Annotated in this window: 19 protein-coding genes; 11 read left to right on the top strand and 8 right to left on the bottom strand. The window is 62.9% G+C overall.

All coding sequences use genetic code 11. From position 1 onward, the window contains the following. The first annotated feature begins 49 nt into the window (after nucleotides 1-49). The 7 genes from FB009_RS10960 to FB009_RS10925 all read left to right on the top strand — a co-directional run bounded on the left by FB009_RS10960 (nucleotide 50) and on the right by FB009_RS10925 (nucleotide 8473). Nucleotides 50-2017, top strand: coding sequence for a bifunctional 5-dehydro-2-deoxygluconokinase/5-dehydro-2-deoxyphosphogluconate aldolase (locus tag FB009_RS10960; RefSeq protein WP_012067756.1), 1968 nt, complete (start codon nucleotides 50-52; stop codon nucleotides 2015-2017). Between the two features lie 60 nt (nucleotides 2018-2077). Next, entirely contained in the window at nucleotides 2078-3931 is a 1854-nt protein-coding gene (gene iolD / locus FB009_RS10955) for a 3D-(3,5/4)-trihydroxycyclohexane-1,2-dione acylhydrolase (decyclizing) (RefSeq protein WP_024311530.1), read from the top strand. Between the two features lie 81 nt (nucleotides 3932-4012). Further along, nucleotides 4013-4915, top strand: coding sequence for a myo-inosose-2 dehydratase (gene iolE, locus FB009_RS10950; protein WP_012067754.1), 903 nt, complete (start codon nucleotides 4013-4015; stop codon nucleotides 4913-4915). Nucleotides 4916-5078: 163 nt separating this feature from the next. Beyond that, nucleotides 5079-5879 (top strand): 5-deoxy-glucuronate isomerase, encoded by an 801-nt coding sequence (iolB, locus tag FB009_RS10945; protein ID WP_024325362.1) that lies wholly within the window; start codon nucleotides 5079-5081, stop codon nucleotides 5877-5879. Nucleotides 5880-6161: 282 nt separating this feature from the next. Then, nucleotides 6162-6566, top strand: coding sequence for a GFA family protein (locus FB009_RS10935; protein WP_012067752.1), 405 nt, complete (start codon nucleotides 6162-6164; stop codon nucleotides 6564-6566). Nucleotides 6567-6687: 121 nt separating this feature from the next. After that, nucleotides 6688-7497: an AraC family transcriptional regulator gene (locus FB009_RS10930; RefSeq protein WP_012067751.1), complete on the top strand. Its 810-nt coding sequence runs from the start codon at nucleotides 6688-6690 to the stop codon at nucleotides 7495-7497. Between the two features lie 82 nt (nucleotides 7498-7579). Next, nucleotides 7580-8473, top strand: a complete 894-nt coding sequence (locus FB009_RS10925; RefSeq protein ID WP_024325363.1) for a DMT family transporter — start codon at nucleotides 7580-7582, stop codon at nucleotides 8471-8473. Nucleotides 8474-8491: 18 nt separating this feature from the next. Here the strand turns inward: FB009_RS10925 and FB009_RS10920 are convergent, their stop codons facing one another. After that, nucleotides 8492-10075 carry a peptide chain release factor 3 gene (locus FB009_RS10920; protein WP_012067749.1) on the bottom strand — a complete coding sequence of 528 codons (1584 nt, stop codon included), beginning with the start codon at nucleotides 10073-10075 and terminating at the stop codon, nucleotides 8492-8494. A gap of 98 nt (nucleotides 10076-10173) precedes the next feature. Here FB009_RS10920 and dut point away from each other — a divergent pair, with 98 nt between their 5' ends. After that, nucleotides 10174-10656, top strand: a complete 483-nt coding sequence (dut, locus tag FB009_RS10915; RefSeq protein WP_012067748.1) for a dUTP diphosphatase — start codon at nucleotides 10174-10176, stop codon at nucleotides 10654-10656. On the opposite strand, the gene FB009_RS10910 is transcribed toward dut, so the two are convergent. Beyond that, complete coding sequence (locus FB009_RS10910; RefSeq protein WP_012067747.1) at nucleotides 10649-11086, bottom strand: Lrp/AsnC family transcriptional regulator; 438 nt, start codon at nucleotides 11084-11086, stop codon at nucleotides 10649-10651. The genes dut and FB009_RS10910 overlap by 8 nt on opposite strands. Before the next feature lie 133 nt (nucleotides 11087-11219). Between FB009_RS10910 and FB009_RS10905 the strand changes: the two genes are divergently transcribed. Next, complete coding sequence (locus FB009_RS10905) at nucleotides 11220-12128, top strand: DMT family transporter (protein WP_012067746.1); 909 nt, start codon at nucleotides 11220-11222, stop codon at nucleotides 12126-12128. A gap of 68 nt (nucleotides 12129-12196) precedes the next feature. Here the strand turns inward: FB009_RS10905 and FB009_RS10900 are convergent, their stop codons facing one another. After that, entirely contained in the window at nucleotides 12197-12829 is a 633-nt protein-coding gene (locus FB009_RS10900) for a LysE family translocator (RefSeq protein WP_012067745.1), read from the bottom strand. A 166-nt stretch (nucleotides 12830-12995) separates the two neighbouring features. Between FB009_RS10900 and FB009_RS10895 the strand changes: the two genes are divergently transcribed. Next, nucleotides 12996-13613, top strand: coding sequence for a LysE family translocator (locus FB009_RS10895; protein WP_028054344.1), 618 nt, complete (start codon nucleotides 12996-12998; stop codon nucleotides 13611-13613). 135 nt (nucleotides 13614-13748) lie between these two features. Beyond that, a complete protein-coding gene (gene cysK / locus FB009_RS10890; RefSeq protein WP_012067744.1) occupies nucleotides 13749-14717 on the top strand; it encodes a cysteine synthase A in 969 nt (322 codons plus the stop codon). Between the two features lie 409 nt (nucleotides 14718-15126). Here cysK and FB009_RS10885 read toward each other — a convergent pair whose 3' ends face one another. The 5 genes from FB009_RS10885 to rsmI form a co-directional block, all read right to left on the bottom strand. Further along, entirely contained in the window at nucleotides 15127-15501 is a 375-nt protein-coding gene (locus tag FB009_RS10885; RefSeq protein WP_012067743.1) for an SH3 domain-containing protein, read from the bottom strand. A 16-nt stretch (nucleotides 15502-15517) separates the two neighbouring features. Beyond that, nucleotides 15518-17050 carry a YifB family Mg chelatase-like AAA ATPase gene (locus tag FB009_RS10880; protein ID WP_028054343.1) on the bottom strand — a complete coding sequence of 511 codons (1533 nt, stop codon included), beginning with the start codon at nucleotides 17048-17050 and terminating at the stop codon, nucleotides 15518-15520. A gap of 182 nt (nucleotides 17051-17232) precedes the next feature. Next, on the bottom strand, nucleotides 17233-18180 hold the full coding sequence (gene gshB / locus FB009_RS10875; RefSeq protein WP_012067741.1) for a glutathione synthase: 948 nt from the start codon (nucleotides 18178-18180) through the stop codon (nucleotides 17233-17235). A gap of 188 nt (nucleotides 18181-18368) precedes the next feature. Next, entirely contained in the window at nucleotides 18369-18737 is a 369-nt protein-coding gene (locus FB009_RS10870; protein ID WP_145161590.1) for a YraN family protein, read from the bottom strand. Continuing rightward, nucleotides 18727-19689 (bottom strand): 16S rRNA (cytidine(1402)-2'-O)-methyltransferase, encoded by a 963-nt coding sequence (gene rsmI, locus FB009_RS10865; protein ID WP_012067739.1) that lies wholly within the window; start codon nucleotides 19687-19689, stop codon nucleotides 18727-18729. Before rsmI ends, FB009_RS10870 begins: the two co-directional genes overlap by 11 nt. Nucleotides 19690-19906 lie beyond the last annotated feature (217 nt).

Here is a 19906-nt window from a genome sequence, read left to right as displayed (position 1 = left end):
GCATGAGTATAATTGTCGGCGCCGACCCGGCGTCCACGGGGAGGATGCAGTGAGCCAGATTTCATCGGCTGAAGTTCCATCGGCTGACATTCCTGCAACAGAGGGAACCAGGCCTCTCGACATCATCACGATCGGCAGAGCCTCGGTCGATCTTTACGGGCAGCAGATCGGCACGCGGCTGGAAGACGTGGCGAGCTTTGCCAAGTCGGTCGGCGGCTGCCCCTGCAACATCTCGGTCGGTACCGCGCGACTTGGCCTGAGATCCGCCTTGCTGACCCGCGTCGGCAACGAGCAGATGGGCCGCTTCATTCGCGAGCAGCTTCAGCGTGAAGGGGTCGAGACGCGCGGCATCGTCACCGATCCGGAGCGGTTGACCGCGCTTGCGATTCTTTCCGTCGAAAACGAAAAATCCTTCCCGCTGCTCTTTTACCGCGACAATTGCGCCGATAACGCGCTCAGCGAGGATGATGTGGCGGAAGACTTCATTCGCTCCGCGCATGCGATCCTCGTTACCGGCACGCATTTCTCGAAGCCCAATACGGACGCAGCCCAGCGCAAGGCGATCAGGATTGCCAAGGAAAACGGTTCCAGGATCGTCTTCGACATCGACTACCGCCCTAATCTCTGGGGCCTTGCGGGCCACGATGCGGGCGAGAGCCGTTATATAGCCTCCGACCGCGTCTCCGCACATCTGCGAACCGTCCTTGGCGATTGCGACCTGATCGTCGGCACCGAGGAAGAAGTGCTGATCGCATCAGGCGAAAACGATCTGCTCGCGGCGCTCAAGTCCATCCGCTCGCTTTCCAAGGCCACGATCGTGCTCAAACGCGGACCGATGGGCTGCATCGTCTATGACGGACCGATCTCGGACGACCTCGAAGACGGTATCGTCGGCAAGGGCTTCCCAATCGAGGTTTACAACGTCCTTGGCGCCGGCGATGCTTTCATGTCCGGTTTCCTGCGCGGCTGGCTGAGGGGCGAGCCGCATGCGACCTGCGCGACCTGGGCGAATGCCTGCGGCGCCTTCGCGGTTTCCCGCCTGCTCTGCGCGCCTGAAATCCCGACCTGGACCGAGCTGCAGTACTTCCTCGAGCACGGCAGCAAGGTGAAGGCGCTTCGCAAGGACGAGGCGATCAACCACGTGCATTGGGCAACGACGCGCAGGCGCGAGATACCGCTGCTGATGGCGCTTGCCGTCGATCACCGCAGCCAGCTCGAAGACATTGCCGAGGGAAATCCGGAACTGCTCTCGCGCATACCGGCCTTCAAGGTCCTCGCCGTCAAGGCGGCGGCGGAGGTGGCCGCCGGCCGCTCCGGCTTCGGGATGCTCATCGACGACAAATACGGACGCGATGCGCTTTATGCTGCCGGCGCCTATCGCGATTTCTGGATCGGAAAGCCCGTCGAGCTGCCGGGCTCGCGGCCGTTGCAGTTCGAATTCAGCCAGGATCTCGGCAGCCGCCTTATCGAGTGGCCGGTCGACCATTGCATCAAAGTGCTTTCCTTCTACCACCCTGACGATCCGGCCGAACTCAAGACCGCCCAGATTGCCAAGCTTCGTTCGGCCTTCGAGGCGGCGCGCAAGGTCGGACGCGAGATCCTGATCGAGATCATCGCCGGCAAGCATGGACCACTCGACGACCGGACTGTACCGAGAGCGCTCGAGGAACTCTATGATGCAGGCTTGAAGCCGGACTGGTGGAAGCTCGAGCCCCAGGCAAGCCGCGCAGCCTGGAGAGCCATCGATGCCGTGATCGAGCGGCGCGACCCGCTTTGCCGGGGCGTGGTGCTCCTCGGCCTGGAAGCACCCTATGAAGTGCTGAAGAATGGGTTCGCGGCGGCCAGAACATCGAAGACGGTCAGGGGATTTGCCGTCGGAAGGACGATCTTCGCCGATGCCGCCAGAGCCTGGCTCTCCGGCGGGATGACCGACGAACAGGCGATCACCGACATGGCGGCAAAGTTCAAGGCACTCGTGGATCTTTGGCTGCAACTGGGCGAGACCAGGGATCTATAGTGGTCAAATAGGAAGCGGCACGGATTCGGCCGCGAGGAGGAGACAATGACCCAGAAAACCGTGCGCCAGGGTACAGTGCGCTTGACCATGTCGCAGGCCGTGGCGCGGTTCCTGACCCGGCAGATGACGATCATCGAGGGCGAGCGCGTGCCGATTTTTGGCGGCGTCTTCGCGATTTTCGGTCACGGTAACGTCGCCGGGGTCGGGGAAGCGCTCTATGCCGTGCGCGAAACCCTTCCGACCTACCGGGCCCAGAACGAGCAGGGCATGGCGAACGCGGCGATCGCCTTCGCCAAAGCGAGCTTCCGCCGCCGCTTCATGGCATGCACGACGTCCATCGGCCCGGGCGCCCTGAATATGGTGACGTCGGCCGCGCTCGCACACGTCAACCGGCTGCCGGTGCTCCTCCTGCCCGGCGACATCTTCGCCAATCGCCGGCCGGACCCGGTCTTGCAGCAGGTAGAGAGTTTTGGCGACGGGACGATCTCGGCGAACGACTGCTTCCGCCCGGTCTCGCGTTACTTCGACCGCATCACGCGACCGGAGCAGATCATTCCGGCGCTTCGCCGCGCCATGCAGGTGCTTACAGACCCGGCCGATTGCGGCCCGGTGACGCTTTCGCTCTGCCAGGACGTTCAGGCGGAAGCCTATGACTACCCGGAATCGTTCTTCGACGAAAAAGTCTGGGTACCGCGCCGCGTCGAGCCCGATCTCGACGAACTGGCCGCGGCGATCGAGACGCTGAAGGTTGCCAGGAAGCCGATCATCATCGCAGGCGGAGGCGTGCTCTATTCGGAAGCGAGCGCCGACCTTGCCGAGTTCGCCGAAAAACACGGCATTCCGGTCCTCGAGACGCAGGCCGGCAAGTCCGCCCTGCCGCACGCGCATCCGCTGAACATGGGTTCGGTCGGCGTCACCGGTACCTCTGCCTCCAACGCCTTGGCGGAAGAGGCGGACGTGGTGCTCGCCGTCGGCTCGCGGTTGCAGGATTTCACTACCGGCTCCTGGGCGCTTTTCAAGAATGAAGCGGTGAAGATCATCGGACTCAACGTCCAGCCCTTCGACGCCGGCAAGCACGATGGACAGCCTTTGATCGCCGATGCGCGGGCCGGCCTCAACCGCATCTCGGGCGGGCTCGGCAGCTACAGCGCCGACAGCGCCTGGACAGAGAAGGCGAGGGCCGGAAAGGCCGAGTGGCTTGCTGCAGCCGACAGGGCGACGGCCACCACCAATGCGGCGCTTCCCTCCGATGCGCAGGTCATCGGCGCCGTGCAACGCGCCCGTGGCGGGAGGCAAACGACACTGGTCTGCGCCGCCGGCGGGCTGCCCGGCGAGCTGCACAAGCTCTGGCAGGCGGAGTCTCCAGGCAGCTACCATATGGAATATGGCTTCTCGACCATGGGCTATGAGGTCGCTGGCGGCCTTGGCGTGAAACTTGCCAAGCCCGAAAGTGACGTGATCGTCATGGTCGGAGACGGCAGCTACATGATGCTGAACTCCGAGATCGCCTCTTCGGTCATGCTCGGTGCCAAGCTTACGATCGTGCTGCTCGACAATGCCGGCTATGGCTGCATCAACAGGTTGCAGATGGGTACGGGCGGCGCCAACTTCAACAACCTGTTGAAGGACACACATCACGTGGCGCTGCCGCAGATCGACTTCGCCGCCCACGCCGCCGCCATGGGCGCGGTCACCCGAAAGGTGGGATCGATCCCCGAACTCGAAGCGGCGCTTGCCGAAACGGCAGACGAGGCTCGCACGACCGTCATCGTCATCGATACCGATCCGCTGATCACGACGGAAGCCGGTGGGCACTGGTGGGACGTCGCGGTCCCGGAGGTTTCGGACCGCGACCAGGTAAAGGCCGCCCGCGAAGATTACGAAAATGCCCTCCGGTCACAGCGGTTTGGTTGACCTACTGCGGCCTCCTTCGCGCACCAAAACAAAACTACGAACCAACGGCCTCCGGCAGACAAGACAACAGAGAGCAAGCACATGATCCGCTACGGAACCAACCCGATCGCCTGGAGCAATGACGACGACCACTCGATCGGGGCGCATCTGACCCTCGAGGACTGCCTTTCGGATTGTCAGAAAATCGGCTTCGACGGCATCGAAAAGGGCCACAAGATGCCTTCCGATCCGGAAGCGCTGAAGCGGAAGCTTGGCTCGTATGATCTCGTCTTCGTCTCGGGCTGGCACTCGACCAATCTGCTGACCCATGATGTCGAGGCGGAGAAGAAGGCTATCCAGCCGCATCTCGACCTTTTGAAGCACAATGGCTGCAAGGTGGCGATCGTCTGCGAAACCTCGAACGCCATCCATGGGGACGATTCCAAGTCGCTCGTCAAGGATAAGCCGGTGCTGGCAGCGGACGAGTGGAAGACGTTCGGCGCCGATCTCGAGGCGATCGCCGGATATTGCGCCAGCCAGGGCATCGACCTGGTCTATCATCACCACATGGGCACCATCGTCCAGACCGGCGAAGAGGTCGACCTGTTGATGCAGAACACGGGTCCGGCGACCAAGCTGCTGCTCGACACCGGTCACGCCTGGTTCGGCGGCTCCGACCCGGCGGAACTGGCGCGGAAATATATGGGCCGCGTTCGCCACATTCATTGCAAGAACGTCCGCCCGGCCGTCCGGAAGGTGGTCGAAAGCGAAGGATTGTCCTTCCTTGAAGGCGTACGCCGCGGCGTCTTTACCGTTCCGGGCGATTCCGAGGGCGGCATCGATTTCCTGCCGGTCCTCAAAATCGCGGCCGAACACGACTATGACGGCTGGCTTGTGATAGAGGCTGAGCAGGATTCGGCCGTGCGCAACCCCTTCGACTACCAATCTCTGGGGCTGAAGTCATTGAAGGCATTGGCGAAGGAGGCGGGGCTGGAGAGAATGTAGCCGCCGCTCATCCGGCCGCCGCCTTGTCCCCGCAAGCGGGGAAAAGGAATATGCCGCACCATGCAATTCACTCCGCCGCCGGGGCAGGATGGGCCAGTCGCAAACGCCGGTATCCCCTCTCCCGGCGGGCGTGGAGAGATGGTACAAATACGAGGAGACCTACATGTCCAGACTGCTCGTCAAACCGAAAGCACAGACCGGCCTGATGCAGGAGATCACGCCTGAGGGCGCCGGCTGGTCCTATGTCGGCTTCGCACTTCATCGGCTGTCGCCTGGCGAGATGACCGGTGGCGAGGCGGGGGACAAGGAACTCTGCCTCGTGCTCGTCAGCGGCAAGGCGAGAATCTCTGTCGATGGCAAGGATTTCGGCGAGCTCGGCGAGCGCATGACGCCCTTCGATGGCCAACCCTATGCTGTCTATGTGCCGAAGGGCGGCACCTGGCGGGCTGAAGCGACGACCGGCCTTGACCTCGCCATATGCTCCGCGCCCGGCGGCGAGGGCTTCGAGGCGAAGGTCATCCGCCCCGGCACGCACCCGCAGATGACACGCGGCAAGGGGACCAACACGCGCTACGTCACCAACATCATGCCGGAGGACGACGGCGCGGCGCAGTCGCTGCTGGTCGTCGAGGTGATCACGCCGGGCGGTCACACCTCCTCCTACCCACCGCACAAGCATGACGAAGACAATCTACCGGCCGAAAGCTACCTCGAGGAGACTTACTACCACCGCCTCAACCCGCCACAGGGTTTTGCCATGCAACGGGTCTATACCGACGACCGCTCCCTGGACGAGACCATGGCCGTGGAGGACGGCGATGTTACGCTGGTCCCCAAAGGCTACCATCCGGTCGCCGCGATCCACGGCTATGATTCCTACTACCTCAACGTCATGGCCGGGCCGAGGCGGATCTGGAAATTCCACAATGCCGGGGAACACGAATGGCTTTTCACCGGCATTTGAGTCGTCCGCGACACCGCTCTGGACGAATGACCCTGCGTACTACAGCGCCGTGCGTCTTATCAGAGGCACAAAGGTCGCTGTAGCACTTTGATCTGCTGCATGTTCTTGTCCTTCAATCGGATCCGATCAAAGGAAACATGCAGTAGAGCAATTCCAGGAAATGTGCGTAGCGGTTTTCCGTCCGGAATTGCGGCAAAACAAGGGATTGGAGAGTTTCCGTGATTGGGAGAAAGCGGAAATGCTTTCGCGTGTCTACTGAACACAAGTGACGAGGAGCGTCGGATGCACATTGACGGCCAATGCCATTGCGGTTTCGTGACCTACGAAGCGGAGATCGACCCTGAGCACGTAACCATCTGCCATTGCACCGATTGCCAGCGACTGACCGGCACGGCCTACCGCGTCAGCACCAGCACGCCGCGATCATCGTTCCGGCTGACGGGCGGCGAGCCGAAGCTTTACGTCAAGATCGGCGAAAACGGACGCAAGCGGCTGCAGTTCTTCTGCCCCAATTGCGGGTCGCCGGTTTATACGACGGGAACGGACGAGGACGCCGAGGAGATCGGCATCCGCCTCGGCACGATCAATCAGCGGCGCGAACTTTCACCACGCCAGCAGATCTGGTGTTCCTCGGCCCTGTCCTGGGTCGGTGACATCGCCAAGCTACCGGCGCAAGCACGTGGATAGCCCTCCTGTGGCCGCTAAGCTTTTGTTGTTCCGCAAGCCCGGGAAACCGCTACGCGCTTTTCCCGGTATTGCTCTATAACAGCATCGAGGCTCAACGAAGAACGGGGGCGGCGAGCGGAACATGCCAAAAGGGCATTTCAGGGTACTTCCGCGTCGCATTGCGGGCATCGATGTGGTCGAGGCAACGACGAACCACAGTTTCGCCCGCCATACGCACGAACAATTCGGCATCGGCCTGGTCCATGCCGGTGCGCAAACGTCGCTGAGCGGCCGCGGAACCGTCGCGGCGGAAGCCGGCGACGTGATCACAGTCAATCCCGGCGAGGTCCATGACGGAGCGCCGATTGGCGATCTCGGACGATCCTGGCGAATGCTCTACCTCGATCCGCCGCTTGTGGCCGCGCTCGTCAATGACGTCACCGAAGGGAAAAGATCGAGTTGCGAATTCTCGGACCCGGTGATCAGAAGCCCCACCCTTGCAGGCCGCTTTCGGGCGATCTTCGCTGCTGCCATAGCGGTCGACAGCCCCGGGTCGACGCTTTGCTGGGATGAACTCGCCGTCACTCTGTTCGCGGAGGCGATGCAGCTTGCCCCGGCACGTGCTCCGGCCAGCGTGTCCAGGTCGGTCGCCAGGGCCGTAAACCTGATCGACCACGATCCGCTTGCGTCCGTGACGCTCGAGGACCTTGCCCGCGAGAGCGGATTGAGCCGCTTCCAGCTCGTGCGCGGCTTTGCCAAGTCTACGGGTCTCACACCTCATGCCTATCTCATCCAGCGTCGGATGGACATCGTCCGGCGGCTGATTGCCGGGGGCACGCCACTCGCTGAAGCGGCAACTGCCGGTGGCTTCGCCGACCAGAGCCACATGACGCGCGTCTTCGTGCGCAAATACGGCTTCTCGCCCGGTGCCTATGCGCAGGCAATGAACTAACCTCAGCATCTGCAATTTCGTACAAGACCGCGCGATGCGGATCGTTTCTTCTGCCGCCATCTTCAATCCGGACGGCGGCAGAATGTCGAAGCAAGCTCAGGGATATGTTTATTTGTCGCTCGCAATGGTGCTTGTCGGCAGCACCGTGATCGCGAGCAAGATCATCGCGGCCGATCTGCCGCCGTTCACGGCGACGGCGCTGCGCTTCGTGGTTGCCTTCCCGCTTTTTCTCTTGTTGATGCGGGCAAGGACGACCCCATGGCCGCGGCTGACCAGGCGGGACTGGCTCCTCCTGCTGCTGCAGGCAGGCGCCGGCAGCGTCGGCTATACCACACTGCTCATTTCCGGCCTGAAGTTTACCTCCGCGGCCGATGCCGGCGTCATCATCGGCACGCTTCCTGTCGTATCGGCGGCGATCGCCATAGTCGTGCTTGGAGAAAGGCCGCACCCTTCCCTGTTTTTCGCGATCGGCCTGGCCGCCGCAGGGGTGCTGGCGATCGTCTCCAAGTCCGGCAATGCCGGGCCACATTCGCTTTCAGGCGGTGCGTTGATCTTCGGTGCAGTCGTCTGCGAAGGTCTGTTCATCCTTCTCAACAAGCGCCTGAATACGCCGATTCAACCGCTCGCTTTGTCTTCTCTCATGGCTGGCTTCGGTGGAGCCATCGCCGCACCTTTCGCCCTTTTCGAGCCGGCCTGGGTTGAGGCGGCAACGGTGCCGGCGTTTGCGGCAGTGGTCTACTACGCTCTCGTACCGACGGTTGGCGGTTTCCTGCTGTGGTATGCGGGGCTCGCCAAGGTGAGCGGCACCGAGGCCTCGGTCTTCACGGCACTGGCACCGGTCTCCGCCGTGCTTCTCGCCTATACGATACTCGACGAGCCGCTGGGTCTCAGCCAGGTGCTCGGCATCGGCTGCGTACTTATCGCCGTTTTAACCCTGGCACTTCCCGGAGCGCGAGCGCTTCCAGGCAAGCCTTGAAAGGATGCCCGGAACCTGTCACGCCGCCTTGGCGACGTGATACTCCTTGATCGCCACCATCCTGATCGCCGGATAGCGTTCCGATTCGTAACGCAGCGAGAATCCGTCCTGCGCCATATAGACCGGGTCGCCGTCGAGATCGCGCGCGATGTCGCCGCGATGGGCCGCAATGAACTTTTCGAGATCGGCGGCGCTTTCGGCCGAGATCCAGCGGCAGATCGAGAAGCGGGACATTTCGAACGAGACCGGCAGGCTGTATTCCGCCTGCAGCCGTTCCTTCAGGACGTCGAGCTGCAGCGCGCCAACGACGCCGACGATCGCCGGCGCCCCGTCATCCGGGGAAAAGAGCTGCACGACGCCCTCTTCCGCCATCTGCTGCAGCGCCTCCTTTAGCTTCTTCGCCTTCATCGCGTCTTCCAGACGGACGCGGCGGAGGATTTCCGGCGCGAAGTTCGGAACGCCCTGAAAGACGAGCGGTTCGCCCTCGGTCAGCGTATCGCCGATCCTGAGCGTGCCGTGGTTCGGAATACCGACGACGTCGCCGGCGAACGCCGTGTCGGCGAGCTGGCGCTGGGAGGCGAAGAAGAATTGCGGCGCCGTCAGGCCCATCTGCTTGCCGGTACGCGAAAGCCGTGCCTTCATGCCGCGCTCGAGCTTGCCCGAGCAGACGCGCACGAAGGCGATGCGGTCGCGATGATTCGGGTCCATGTTCGCCTGGATCTTGAAGACGAAGGCGGTCATCTTGTCGTCCGTCGCCTCGACGGTGCGGGTATCGGCAACCTGTGCCCGCGGCGGCGGCGCGAATTCGGCAAGCGCATTGATCAGATCGCGGACGCCGAAATTCCGAAGGGCGGAACCGAAGAAGACGGGCGTCAGATGGCCCTCGAGGAAGGCTTTGCGGTCGAAGGGCTTGCAGGCCTCGATCGCCAGCGACGTTTCCTCGATGAAGGTGTCGCGTTCGTTCTCGGGCAGGCGGTGCGAAACCATTTCCGGACCGTTGACCTTGGTCAGGCGCTCCTGGGTGTCGGCGCCCCGCACCTCGTCGGTGGCAAGATGATAAGTGCCACAGAAGGTCTTGGAGCGGCCGATCGGCCAGGTGACCGGGGCACAGTCAAGCGCCAGCTTCTGCTCGACCTCGTCGAGGATCTCGAAGGGATCGCGGCTCTCCCGGTCCATCTTGTTGACGAAGGTGATAATCGGGATGTCGCGCAGGCGGCAGACCTCGAAAAGCTTGAGGGTGCGCGGCTCGATACCCTTTGCCGCGTCGATCACCATGACAGCCGCGTCGACCGCCGTCAGCGTGCGATAGGTGTCATCGGCGAAGTCCTCGTGGCCGGGGGTATCGAGGAGGTTGAATACGGTATCGTCGTATTCGAAAGTCATCACCGAGGTAACGACGGAAATGCCGCGCTCACGCTCGATCTTCATCCAGTCCGAACGGGTTTGGATGCGATCCTTCTTGGCCTTGACCTCGCCGGCAAGCTGGATCGCGCCACCGAACAGCAGAAGCTTCTCAGTGAGCGTCGTCTTACCGGCGTCCGGGTGCGAAATGATCGCAAATGTGCGGCGGCGGGAGACCGCCTCGGCAATGCTTTCGGCCATGATCTGAGTATCCTGTGAGTTGCGGCGTCCTTTACAGGCTCGGGGGCCAATATGCAATTGACTGCGGCAAGCCGGGCCGTGCTTATGAAGGAATGAGCATGCACAGACCCGAAAATCGCGCTGATCTCACCCCTGACCTCACCCTCGTCCGCCTGTCCCATGGCGAAGGCCTCGACCTGCCTGCCTACGAGACCGCGGGTGCCGCCGGTATGGACCTCCGCGCGGCCGTCCCGGCAGATGAGCCGATGACGATCCGGCCGGGCGCGCGCACGCTGGTCCCGACGGGCTTCGTCTTCGAGATTCCGGCTGGTCATGAAGGACAGATTCGTCCGCGCTCCGGCCTTGCCTTCAAGCACGGCATTACCTGCCTCAACACGCCGGGCACCGTCGACAGCGATTATCGCGGCGAAGTAAAGGTGCTGCTCGTCAATCTCGGCTCGGATGATTTCGTTGTCGAGCGCGGCATGCGTATCGCCCAGATGGTGATCGCCCCGGTCACCCAAATGGCGATCCGCGAGGCAGACGGCGCGTCCACAACCGCGCGCGGCGGCGGCGGCTTCGGCTCGACGGGCCTCAGTTAAGGGGCGGCAAGCGCCGCTTGACCGGCGACGATTTGACGATCGACGTATTCGTCTGTGCCTTTTCCGCGATGCGATCGAGAATCGTGTCGAGTTCCGCCATATCGCGCACCAGCATCTTGGCGATGAAACAGTCGTCTCCAGTAACCTTGTCGCATTCGATGAATTCGGGCGTTTCCTGGATCAGCCGCTCGACGATATGCAGCATTCCGGGCATGGGCCGGATGCGAACGATCGCCTGCAGCGGGTAGCCGAGACGAGCCGGATTGACCGAGATCGTAAAGCCATCGAGCACGCCGCGCTCCTCCAGCTTGCGCAACCGCTCCGCCGCGCTCGGCGAGGACAGGCCCGCCTCCTGCGCCAGTTCCTTCAGCGACACCCGGGAATTGCCGGCCAGAATTTCGAGAATGCGTCGGTCAAGCTCGTCCAGCATAAAATCTCCATAAGCCATTTCGGCCTTTTCACCTTTCACATTTAGCCATACTCCCATGTCTTCCTACAAATATCCATATATCCACGCGAACAGGCTCATTATTCTTGCGACACAAGTAGAAGGAGCCAAGGTCATGGATAGGGATTTGCGACGCGGAAGCGTGGAAATGACGGCTGCCATGCTGATTTCGGGAACGATCGGCTGGTTTGTGCTGATGTCGGGGCAGCCTGTGGCGGGTGTCGTCTTCTGGCGTTGCGTGTTCGGCGCCGCGACGCTTGCCGTGCTTGCGGCATTTTTCGGCCTCATCGACCTCAAGCACCTGCGGATGAAGGTCATCTTGCTTTCGGCGTTGGGCGGCGTCGCGATCGTCCTGAACTGGCTACTGCTCTTCGCCGCCTATCCCCGCGCTTCTATCTCCATTGCCACGATGGTCTACAACACGCAGCCCTTCATGCTGCTCGGGCTTGGTGCGATCTTTCTCGGAGAGAAGATCACCGCCAGCAAGCTTCTATGGCTCTCGCTCTCCTTCGCAGGCATGGTCGCGATTGTCTCCGCCGAGCCCGCGGGTGGCTACGAGCCAGTCGATTATCTCACCGGAATAGCACTGTCGCTCGGTGCCGCATTCTTCTATGCCATCGCTGCGCTCGTCACCAAGCTCCTCAAGGGCACGCCGCCGCATCTGATCGCGCTGGTACAGGTCATAACCGGAGCGGCCATGCTCGCTCCCTTCGCCCTTGCCGCGCCGCTGCCGCAGGGAACGCTCCAGTGGACGCTCCTCTTGACCGTGGGGGTGGTCCACACGGGCATCATGTATATCCTGCTTTACGGCGCCATTCAGAAGCTGCCGACCCACATGACGGGCGCCCTTTCCTTCATCTATCCGATCGCTGCGATCCTGGTCGACCGCATCGCATTCGGCCACGCCTTACAGCCGGCGCAGATCGCAGGCTCGATCGCGATCCTCATTGCAGCCGCGGGCACAAATCTCGGCTGGACCCTCCGGCCACCGTCGGCCAAGCGTGGATTGAAACGGCAAGCCTAAATCGTTGGAAGTGATCGCTTTACGCACTTCCGGACGGAAAACCGTTACACACTTTTCCTGGAAGTGCTTTAACGCCGTGCCTCAGCGGCGATGCTGATAGCGAGGCCGGCGAGCACCGTGCTCATCAGCCATCGCTGCACCAGCATGAAGGACGGGCGACCCGCCAGGAAGGCGGCTACCGAGCCGGCCGTCACTGCGATCACTGCGTTGACGGTGACACTGATCATGATCTGCACGCTGCCGAAGACAAGCGATTGCGCAAGCACATTGCCGGCTTCGGGGCTGACGAATTGCGGCAGCAGCGACAGGTAAAGGATGGCCACCTTCGGATTGAGCAGGCTGGTGAAAAAGCCCATTGCGAAGAGCTTGCGGGGCCCGTCCTTCGGCAGGTCCCGCACCTGAAAAAGCGAGCGACCGCCCGGCCGCACCGCCTGCCAGGCAAGATAGAGCAGGTAAAGCGCGCCCGCGAAACGAAGGGCATCATAGGCGAAGGGAACCGCCAGAAGCAGGGCCGTGATTCCGAGTGCGGCGGAGACCATGTAGAAAACGAAACCGAGCGCAACACCCGTGAGCGAGATCAGTCCCGCCGCCGGTCCCTGACAGATCGAACGGGAGATCAGATAAAGCATGTTCGGCCCCGGAGTCAGGACCATGCCGAGCGCGATCAGGGCAAAGCCCAGGAGGTTCTGAATTTCGGGCATGGCTCACCGGTCTCCCCAATCTTTCGGAAGGTGTATGGCCATTCCCGTGAGGGCAACGCCATTCTTGTCACCAGGTCATTTTACCCGAAAGCGCGCGCCACCACCTCAGTCGGGTTTTCCCCGGCAATGGTTTACGGTACAGCTGCACCCATCAGGAGGAACGATCATCACACTTGCGGCTCTTCTCGCCTATAGCGGCGCTCTCTTTATCGCTGGCATCATTCCCGGTCCGGGCGTGACGGCGCTCGTCGCGCGTGCGCTGGGGTCCGGCTTTCGGGAAACCTTCTTCATGGGACTCGGGCTTATCGTCGGGGACATGGTCTATCTGACGGCGGTGATTCTGGGGCTTGCCTTCGTTGCACAGACGTTCACGACCGCGTTTCTGTTGGTCAAGCTCGGCGGAGCGTTCTATCTCGGCTGTATCGCATGGAAGCTTTGGACGGCCGGCCTCCTTTCGCAAAACATCGCGGCCCGGAAATCTACAAGCGCTACGCTCTCCTTCCTCGCGGGCCTGGCCGTCACGCTCGGCAATCCGAAGACGATGCTTTTCTACGTGGCGCTGGTTCCGACCCTGATAGACCTCGCTTCGATCGAGGTCCGCGACTATAGCCTGCTGCTCGTCGCGACCTTCCTCGTGCTTCTTGCGGTATTGCTGCCCTATATGCTTCTGGCGACCCGCGCCCGATCGCTCCTGAGAGAACCACAGGCACTGAAAGTCCTGAACCGGGCCGCAGCCGGTATTCTCGCCGGAACCGCCGCCTATATTGCAACCCGCGCGACCTGAAAAAAGATTCCACGACCGACCGTTTCGCAATCGTTTTTTCCTCCCGCTCCGTCGCTAAGGGGCTTTCGCGCTCTGGAAGGAAATGCACATTGCTCCTATTCTCCGGGCTATAAATCAAAACCAAGGGAGAAACCTATGTCTGAAGCGCGCAAGCCCGGCCGTGGCCGCGTCTTTTCTTCGATCACCGAGACGATCGGCGACACTCCCATCGTGCGGCTGGACAAGCTCGCCAAGGAAAAGGGCGTGAAAGCAAACCTGCTCGCCAAGCTGGAATTCTTCAACCCCATAGGCTCGGTGAAGGACCGCATCGGCGTTGCGATGATCGAATCACTTGAGGAGCAGGGCAAGATCACCCCCGGCCGCACAACGCTCGTCGAGCCGACTTCCGGCAATACGGGCATAGCGCTCGCCTTTGTGGCGGCTGCGAAAGGTTACCGGTTGATCCTCACCATGCCCGAAACCATGTCCGTCGAGCGGCGCAAGATGCTGGCCCTTCTCGGTGCCGAACTGGTGCTGACGGAGGGTGCCAAGGGCATGAAGGGCGCGATCGCCAAGGCCCAGGAACTTACCGAGACCCTTCCCGACGCAATCATTCCGCAGCAGTTCGAAAATCCGGCCAATCCGGAAATCCATCGCCAGACGACGGCCGAGGAGATCTGGAACGACACGGAAGGCGCGGTTGACATCCTCGTATCGGGCATCGGCACGGGCGGTACCATTACCGGCGCAGGCCAGGTCTTGAAGGCGCGTAAGCCATCGCTCCGGGTGATCGCCGTCGAGCCCGAGGAATCTCCGATACTCTCCGGCGGCGCCCCGGGTCCGCACAAAATCCAGGGCATCGGCGCGGGATTTGCACCGGCGATCCTCGACACGAGCGTCTATGACGAGGTCGTCACCGTAAATGCCGGCGAGGCCGTTGAAACAGCACGGCTCGTCGCCAGGCTCGAAGGCGTCCCGGTCGGTATTTCCGCCGGTGCGGCGCTCCAGGCGGCGATCGAAATCGGCCAGCGCGAGGAAAACGCCGGCAAGAATATTGTGGTGATCATTCCCTCTTTTGCGGAGCGCTACCTGTCGACGGTGTTGTTCGAGGGGTTGGGAGCGTAGCGCAAGCACTCAGCGAGCGCCCCTCATCCGGCTGCCGCCACCTTCAAGGCGGAGCGAAGGGACAAGGGGCACCACCTGAGCCCGTCCTCACCGCTTTGCCGAGGGAGCGAGCGGGCGCGGCACCCCCCCTTCTCCCCGCATGCGGGGAGAAGGTCGCGGCAGCGGGATGAGGCGGCAGCGGACGGAGAGTTTCCACTTCACCGCCTTCGTTCCCGCGGGTGCACGACATGGCTCCTCCCCACGACATGGCTCCTCCCAATGCAGGCCGATTTGAAACGCCCCCTCATCCGGCTGCCGCCACCTTCTCCCCGCAAGGCGGGGCGAAGGGGACTCGCGGCGCTGCTCCTCACCATCTGCGACCCGCTGGGTATTGGCCGGGTGAGCCGGTGAATCCGCTGCCGCAACCGAGTCAAGCTGAAAACGGCTGGGCGCCTTCGCCTCCCTCCAGCGATGTAAGCTTGCGCAGAGGCACCCAGCCCTGTCTGCCGCCATCGGACCGGCACCAGGCCCAACCGTCAATTTCCTCGATAGTCAGCAGAACCTCTCCCTTTCGGCAGGTAAGCTCCACTGCGGAGTAGCGGCGCATCGCATATGTTTTTCCATAGCGGCATTCCACGATGGTGTCCGGAATCCAACCAGACTTGCCGTCCGGACCTTCTGCCCAGAGCCATTCGTATCCATCCCAGTTGTCCTTTGCCCCGGTCGGCCTGATGACCTGGCCGGCCTCGACCGCGATCGGATCTGGGTAACTCGCCTCATGATCCTCGACGACGGCTTTTTTCATTGAACTCACGCAATCCCTATGCCGCCACCGGCAGCCGCTCCCCCGCCATTCGATAGGAAATCGCCTCGGCCAGATGAATGCGGCCAACCCTCGGCGCCTCGTCCAGGTCGGCAAGCGTGCGAGCCACCTTCAACACCCGGTGATAGCCGCGCGCCGAGAACTTCATCTTCTCCGCAGCATCTCTCAGAAGCTGCAGGCCGGCCGCGTCGGGCTCGGCGATTTTTTCGATCACCGTCGTCGACGAGCGGGCATTGCTCGTGAGCTCGGCATGCCCGAGGACGGCGAAGCGGTCTCTCTGCAGCTCGCGGGCGCGGGCGACGCGGCGGGCGACGGCAGCGCTCGGCTCTGACGTGCCGGGGCGAATGAGGTCGGCGGCGCTGACCGCCGGGACGTCGACACGGATGTCGATGCGATCCATTAGCGGGCCGGAGATCCGCGCCTGGTAGTCGGCCATGCAGCGCGGACCGCGGGCGCAGCTGCGCCCCGGTTCGCCGGCCATGCCGCAGCGGCAGGGGTTCATGGCTGCGATGAGCTGGATCGCCGCCGGATAGGTGACGCGGTGATTGGCGCGCGCGATTATGCATGTGGCGGTTTCGAGCGGCTGGCGCAAGGCATCGAGAACCTGCGGCGCAAATTCCGGAAACTCGTCGAGGAAGAGCACGCCGTGGTGGGCGAGCGATGCCTCGCCCGGTTTGGCGCGAGCGCCGCCACCGATGAGCGCCGCCATGGTGGCGGAGTGGTGCGGCGCGCGAAACGGCCGGCTGTCGGAGAGCTTGCCGCCTGGAAGCTGTCCGGCAATCGAATGGATCATGGAGACTTCGAGCAGTTCGGCGGGCGAAAGCGGCGGCAGAATGGACGGGAGCCGCGCCGCGAGCATCGACTTGCCGGAACCCGGCGGGCCGACCATCAGGAGATTATGATTGCCGGCGGCGGCCACCTCCAGCGCCCGCTTGGCGCTTTCCTGACCCTTGATATCGGAGAGATCGGGAAGGCCTGCGGCCGCCATCCGCACCGCCGGCTCCGGACGGGAGAGCACCTGCGTGCCGCGGAAGTGATTGGCAATCGCGATCAGGCTGCGCGGGGCGAGAATGTCGATCTCCGAGCCGGCCCAGGCCGCCTCCGGTCCGCTATCGGCGGGGCAGATCAGCCCCTTGCCGAGCGCATTCGCGCCGATCGCCGCCGGCAAGGCACCGGCAACGGCGGCGATCGTGCCGTCCAGATTGAGCTCGCCAATGACGATATAATTGGACAGCGCGTCCGCCGGGACAGCACCGAGCGCCGCCATCAGGCCAAGCGCGATGGCGAGATCGAAATGACTTCCTTCCTTCGGCAAATCCGCCGGCGCCAGATTGACCGTGACGCGCTTTGCGGGAAGCGCCAGTCCAGATGCATGCAGCGCCGCCTGAACGCGCTCGCGGCTTTCAGCGACCGCTTTATCCGGCAGCCCGACGATCTGCATGCCGACCCTGCCGGGCGCTACCATCACCTGGACGTCGACCGGAAGGCCCTCGATACCCTGAAACGCAACCGTGCTGACGCGCGCGACCATGACGCCCCCTGAATTCGAGCTGAGCGCGAAAGACCATTGCCCCTTCCGCATAACCCGATACGGCATGGCGGCTCACGCCGCCGTCACAACCGAATTCGGTTGCATCGGCAAACCTTGCACGGAATGCGCTTAAAAACAAGAACAATTACAGAACAATGAAGGATGAAGGCCCGCCGAGCGAATCAGGCGCGCTTTTTCTCGATCGCGTCCCAGAGAAGACCGGCGACATCGGCGCCGCCGAACTTCTTCACTTCGCGGATGCCGGTGGGCGAGGTGACGTTGATCTCCGTCAGATAGTCGCCGATGACGTCGATGCCGACGAAGAGGAAGCCGCGTTCTTTCAGCGCCGGCCCGATACGGGTGCAGATTTCCCTTTCGCGCGCCGTCAGCTCGGTTGCCTCCGCGCGCCCGCCAGCATGCATGTTGGAGCGCGAGTCGTGCTCGGCCGGGACGCGATTGATCGCGCCGACGGGCTCGCCATCGACGAGCAGGATGCGCTTGTCGCCCTTGCGGACCTCCGGCAGGTATTCCTGGGCAATGTAAGGCTCGCGGAACATCTGGGCGAACATTTCGAGGAGCGACGAGAAATTGCGGTCGTCGCGCGCCGAGTGGAAGACCCCCGCGCCGCCATTGCCGTAAAGCGGCTTCAGGATGATGTCCCCCATTTCCTGGCGGAAGCGGGCAATCTCGTCCGCATCGCGGGTGATCAGCGTCTTCGGCATCAGGTCCGCAAATTCGGTCACGAAGATCTTTTCCGGAGAGTTCCGTACCCAGGCCGGATCGTTGACGACCAAGGTCTTGGGGTGGAGACGCTCGAGCAGATGGGTGGAGGTGATATAGGCCATGTCGAAGGGCGGATCCTGGCGAAGCAGGATGACGTCCAGAGTCGAAAGGTCGATCCGCTCGTCCTCGCCGAGGGTGAAGTGATCGCCCTTGACGTCGCGCAGCTGCATCTGCTGCGCGGTCGCATAGACCTTGCCGTCCCGAAGCGACAGCTTGTCGGGCGTGTAGTGGAACAGGCGGTAGCCGCGGGCCTGTGCCTCCAGGCTCATCGCGAAGGTCGAATCGCCCGCAATGGTGATGCCCGAAACATGGTCCATCTGGACCCCGACATTGACGATTCCTGCCATCTTCCCATTCCTGATCTGGATCTTCGATCCGCATAGTTCCTTCGGCCGGTGTCGGCCGGAAATCGAATTATACGGCACTTCAACGCGATGCTGCGCCTGTACTCCTGAAAAGGCGGCACGCAGAAAAGCCAGCAAGATGTAGAATGCGTACCGTGGTTAGGCAAGAAGGCTCCTGCCGCTCCCGCCGATCAAAAAGCGTCCGTCAGATGCCGCGGCCATCGCCAGGGCATGACGGCGACGATATCGTGGCGCAGCGACAGGCGATGGAAGTCGCCCTGACGCGACAGCCAAACCTCGCTTGCGGCACGGATGCGTCGTTGCGCAGTGCTGGAAACGGCGAAGATCGCATCGTCAAAACTCCGCCGGGCCTTCACCTCGACGCAGGCGATGAGATCCCCGCGCCGGGCGATGATGTCGATTTCACCCAGCCTGGTGCGATAGCGCATCGCAACGATGCGGTAACCTTTCAGGATCAGGCAGAGCGCCGCGCGGTATTCGGCCAGATGGCCCCGCTTCAGAGCCTTCAGCTTGAGGTCGTCCGATCGCTCAGCCTTCATCGCTGTCCTTGAGCTCGAGGAGCCGGTCGTAAAGCGCCTTGCGTGCAAGTCCTGTGCGATGCGCGGCCTCCGTCGCTGCCTTGCCCATCGGCAGATCTCGGGCAAGCGCCCTGAGGAGCGCGTCGATATCGGCTGCCTCCGGCTGCGGCCTTGCCTCGGGCGGACCGACCACCAGGACGATCTCGCCCTTCACATTGCCGCCTTCGTCGTAAGCTGTCCTGAGCTCGCCGAGCGTGCCTCGGCGGAACTCCTCGAAAGCCTTGGTCAGTTCGCGGCAGACGGCCGCCCTCCGGTCTTCGCCGAGAACCTCGGCGGCAGCAGTGAGGGTCGCGGCGATGCGATGCGGGGACTCGAAGAAGATGAGAGTGGCCGGGATGTTGGCGAGTTCCGCAAGCCGGTCGCGCTTGGCCTTGTCCTTACCCGGCAGGAAGCCGGCGAAGAGGAAGGCATCGCTCGGAAGGCCGGAACCGACGAGAGCCGCAAGCGGCGCCGAGGGTCCCGGCACCGGCACCACCCGGTACCCGGCCTCGACCGCCTGCTGCGCCAGACGATAGCCAGGATCGGAGACGAGCGGCGTGCCTGCGTCGGAAACGAGTGCCACCGATTTGCCGCCGTCAAGCGCTGCAAGCAGGCGCGGACCTGCCTCGGCGGCATTGTGCTCGTGATAGGCGATAGGCCGGTTGACGATGCCGTAGCGGTCGAGCAGGACCCGCGTCACGCGCGTGTCTTCGCAGGCGAGGACGTCCGCCGCGGCAATTGTCTCGAGGGCTCTGAGGGTGATGTCGCCGAGATTGCCGATCGGCGTTGCGACGAGATAAAGGCACGGCTCCAGCGGACGCGCGGGAATATTCGCATTGTGCAGGCGAAAGCCGCGTTGCCGTTCCTTTTCCGACACTTCCGCCGATTGCTGCTTCTCCAACGCCGCCTTCCAATCCCTCGTGGCCCCGATCATTGCGGGCCCTTGCAAATACCGGACGATGGTTACGACGAGCCGGCTCGCGCCCTTTATGAGTGAGCGGGAAGCCCGGGGCAAGGGCGGGCCGCGCCCACAGCCTCGCATTTGGGGAAGAGGCCGCGAAACCCCTTGCTTTTTCGGCTCTCTTTCTGCCATTTTGCCCGTCCACATCCTTCCGGCCAAGCGGCCGGGGCACGCAGTTGACGCCGCGGCG

The sequence above is a fragment of the Sinorhizobium medicae genome (assembly GCF_007827695.1).
GTDB lineage: Bacteria > Pseudomonadota > Alphaproteobacteria > Rhizobiales > Rhizobiaceae > Sinorhizobium > Sinorhizobium medicae.
The sequence above is the reverse complement of the archived record's forward strand: the minus strand, read 5'-3'. Positions and strand labels throughout refer to the sequence as shown.

Coding starts and splice junctions, on each gene's coding strand:
- iolE (WP_012067754.1), top strand. CDS start 4,013: ATGATCCGCTACGGAACCAACCCGATCGCCTGGAGCAATGACGACGAC.
- iolB (WP_024325362.1), top strand. CDS start 5,079: ATGTCCAGACTGCTCGTCAAACCGAAAGCACAGACCGGCCTGATGCAG.
- FB009_RS10935 (WP_012067752.1), top strand. CDS start 6,162: ATGCACATTGACGGCCAATGCCATTGCGGTTTCGTGACCTACGAAGCG.
- FB009_RS10930 (WP_012067751.1), top strand. CDS start 6,688: ATGCCAAAAGGGCATTTCAGGGTACTTCCGCGTCGCATTGCGGGCATC.
- FB009_RS10925 (WP_024325363.1), top strand. CDS start 7,580: ATGTCGAAGCAAGCTCAGGGATATGTTTATTTGTCGCTCGCAATGGTG.
- FB009_RS10920 (WP_012067749.1), bottom strand. CDS start 10,075: ATGGCCGAAAGCATTGCCGAGGCGGTCTCCCGCCGCCGCACATTTGCG.
- dut (WP_012067748.1), top strand. CDS start 10,174: ATGCACAGACCCGAAAATCGCGCTGATCTCACCCCTGACCTCACCCTC.
- FB009_RS10910 (WP_012067747.1), bottom strand. CDS start 11,086: ATGCTGGACGAGCTTGACCGACGCATTCTCGAAATTCTGGCCGGCAAT.
- FB009_RS10905 (WP_012067746.1), top strand. CDS start 11,220: ATGGATAGGGATTTGCGACGCGGAAGCGTGGAAATGACGGCTGCCATG.
- FB009_RS10900 (WP_012067745.1), bottom strand. CDS start 12,829: ATGCCCGAAATTCAGAACCTCCTGGGCTTTGCCCTGATCGCGCTCGGC.
- cysK (WP_012067744.1), top strand. CDS start 13,749: ATGTCTGAAGCGCGCAAGCCCGGCCGTGGCCGCGTCTTTTCTTCGATC.
- FB009_RS10885 (WP_012067743.1), bottom strand. CDS start 15,501: ATGAAAAAAGCCGTCGTCGAGGATCATGAGGCGAGTTACCCAGATCCG.
- FB009_RS10880 (WP_028054343.1), bottom strand. CDS start 17,050: ATGGTCGCGCGCGTCAGCACGGTTGCGTTTCAGGGTATCGAGGGCCTT.
- gshB (WP_012067741.1), bottom strand. CDS start 18,180: ATGGCAGGAATCGTCAATGTCGGGGTCCAGATGGACCATGTTTCGGGC.
- FB009_RS10870 (WP_145161590.1), bottom strand. CDS start 18,737: ATGAAGGCTGAGCGATCGGACGACCTCAAGCTGAAGGCTCTGAAGCGG.
- rsmI (WP_012067739.1), bottom strand. CDS start 19,689: ATGATCGGGGCCACGAGGGATTGGAAGGCGGCGTTGGAGAAGCAGCAA.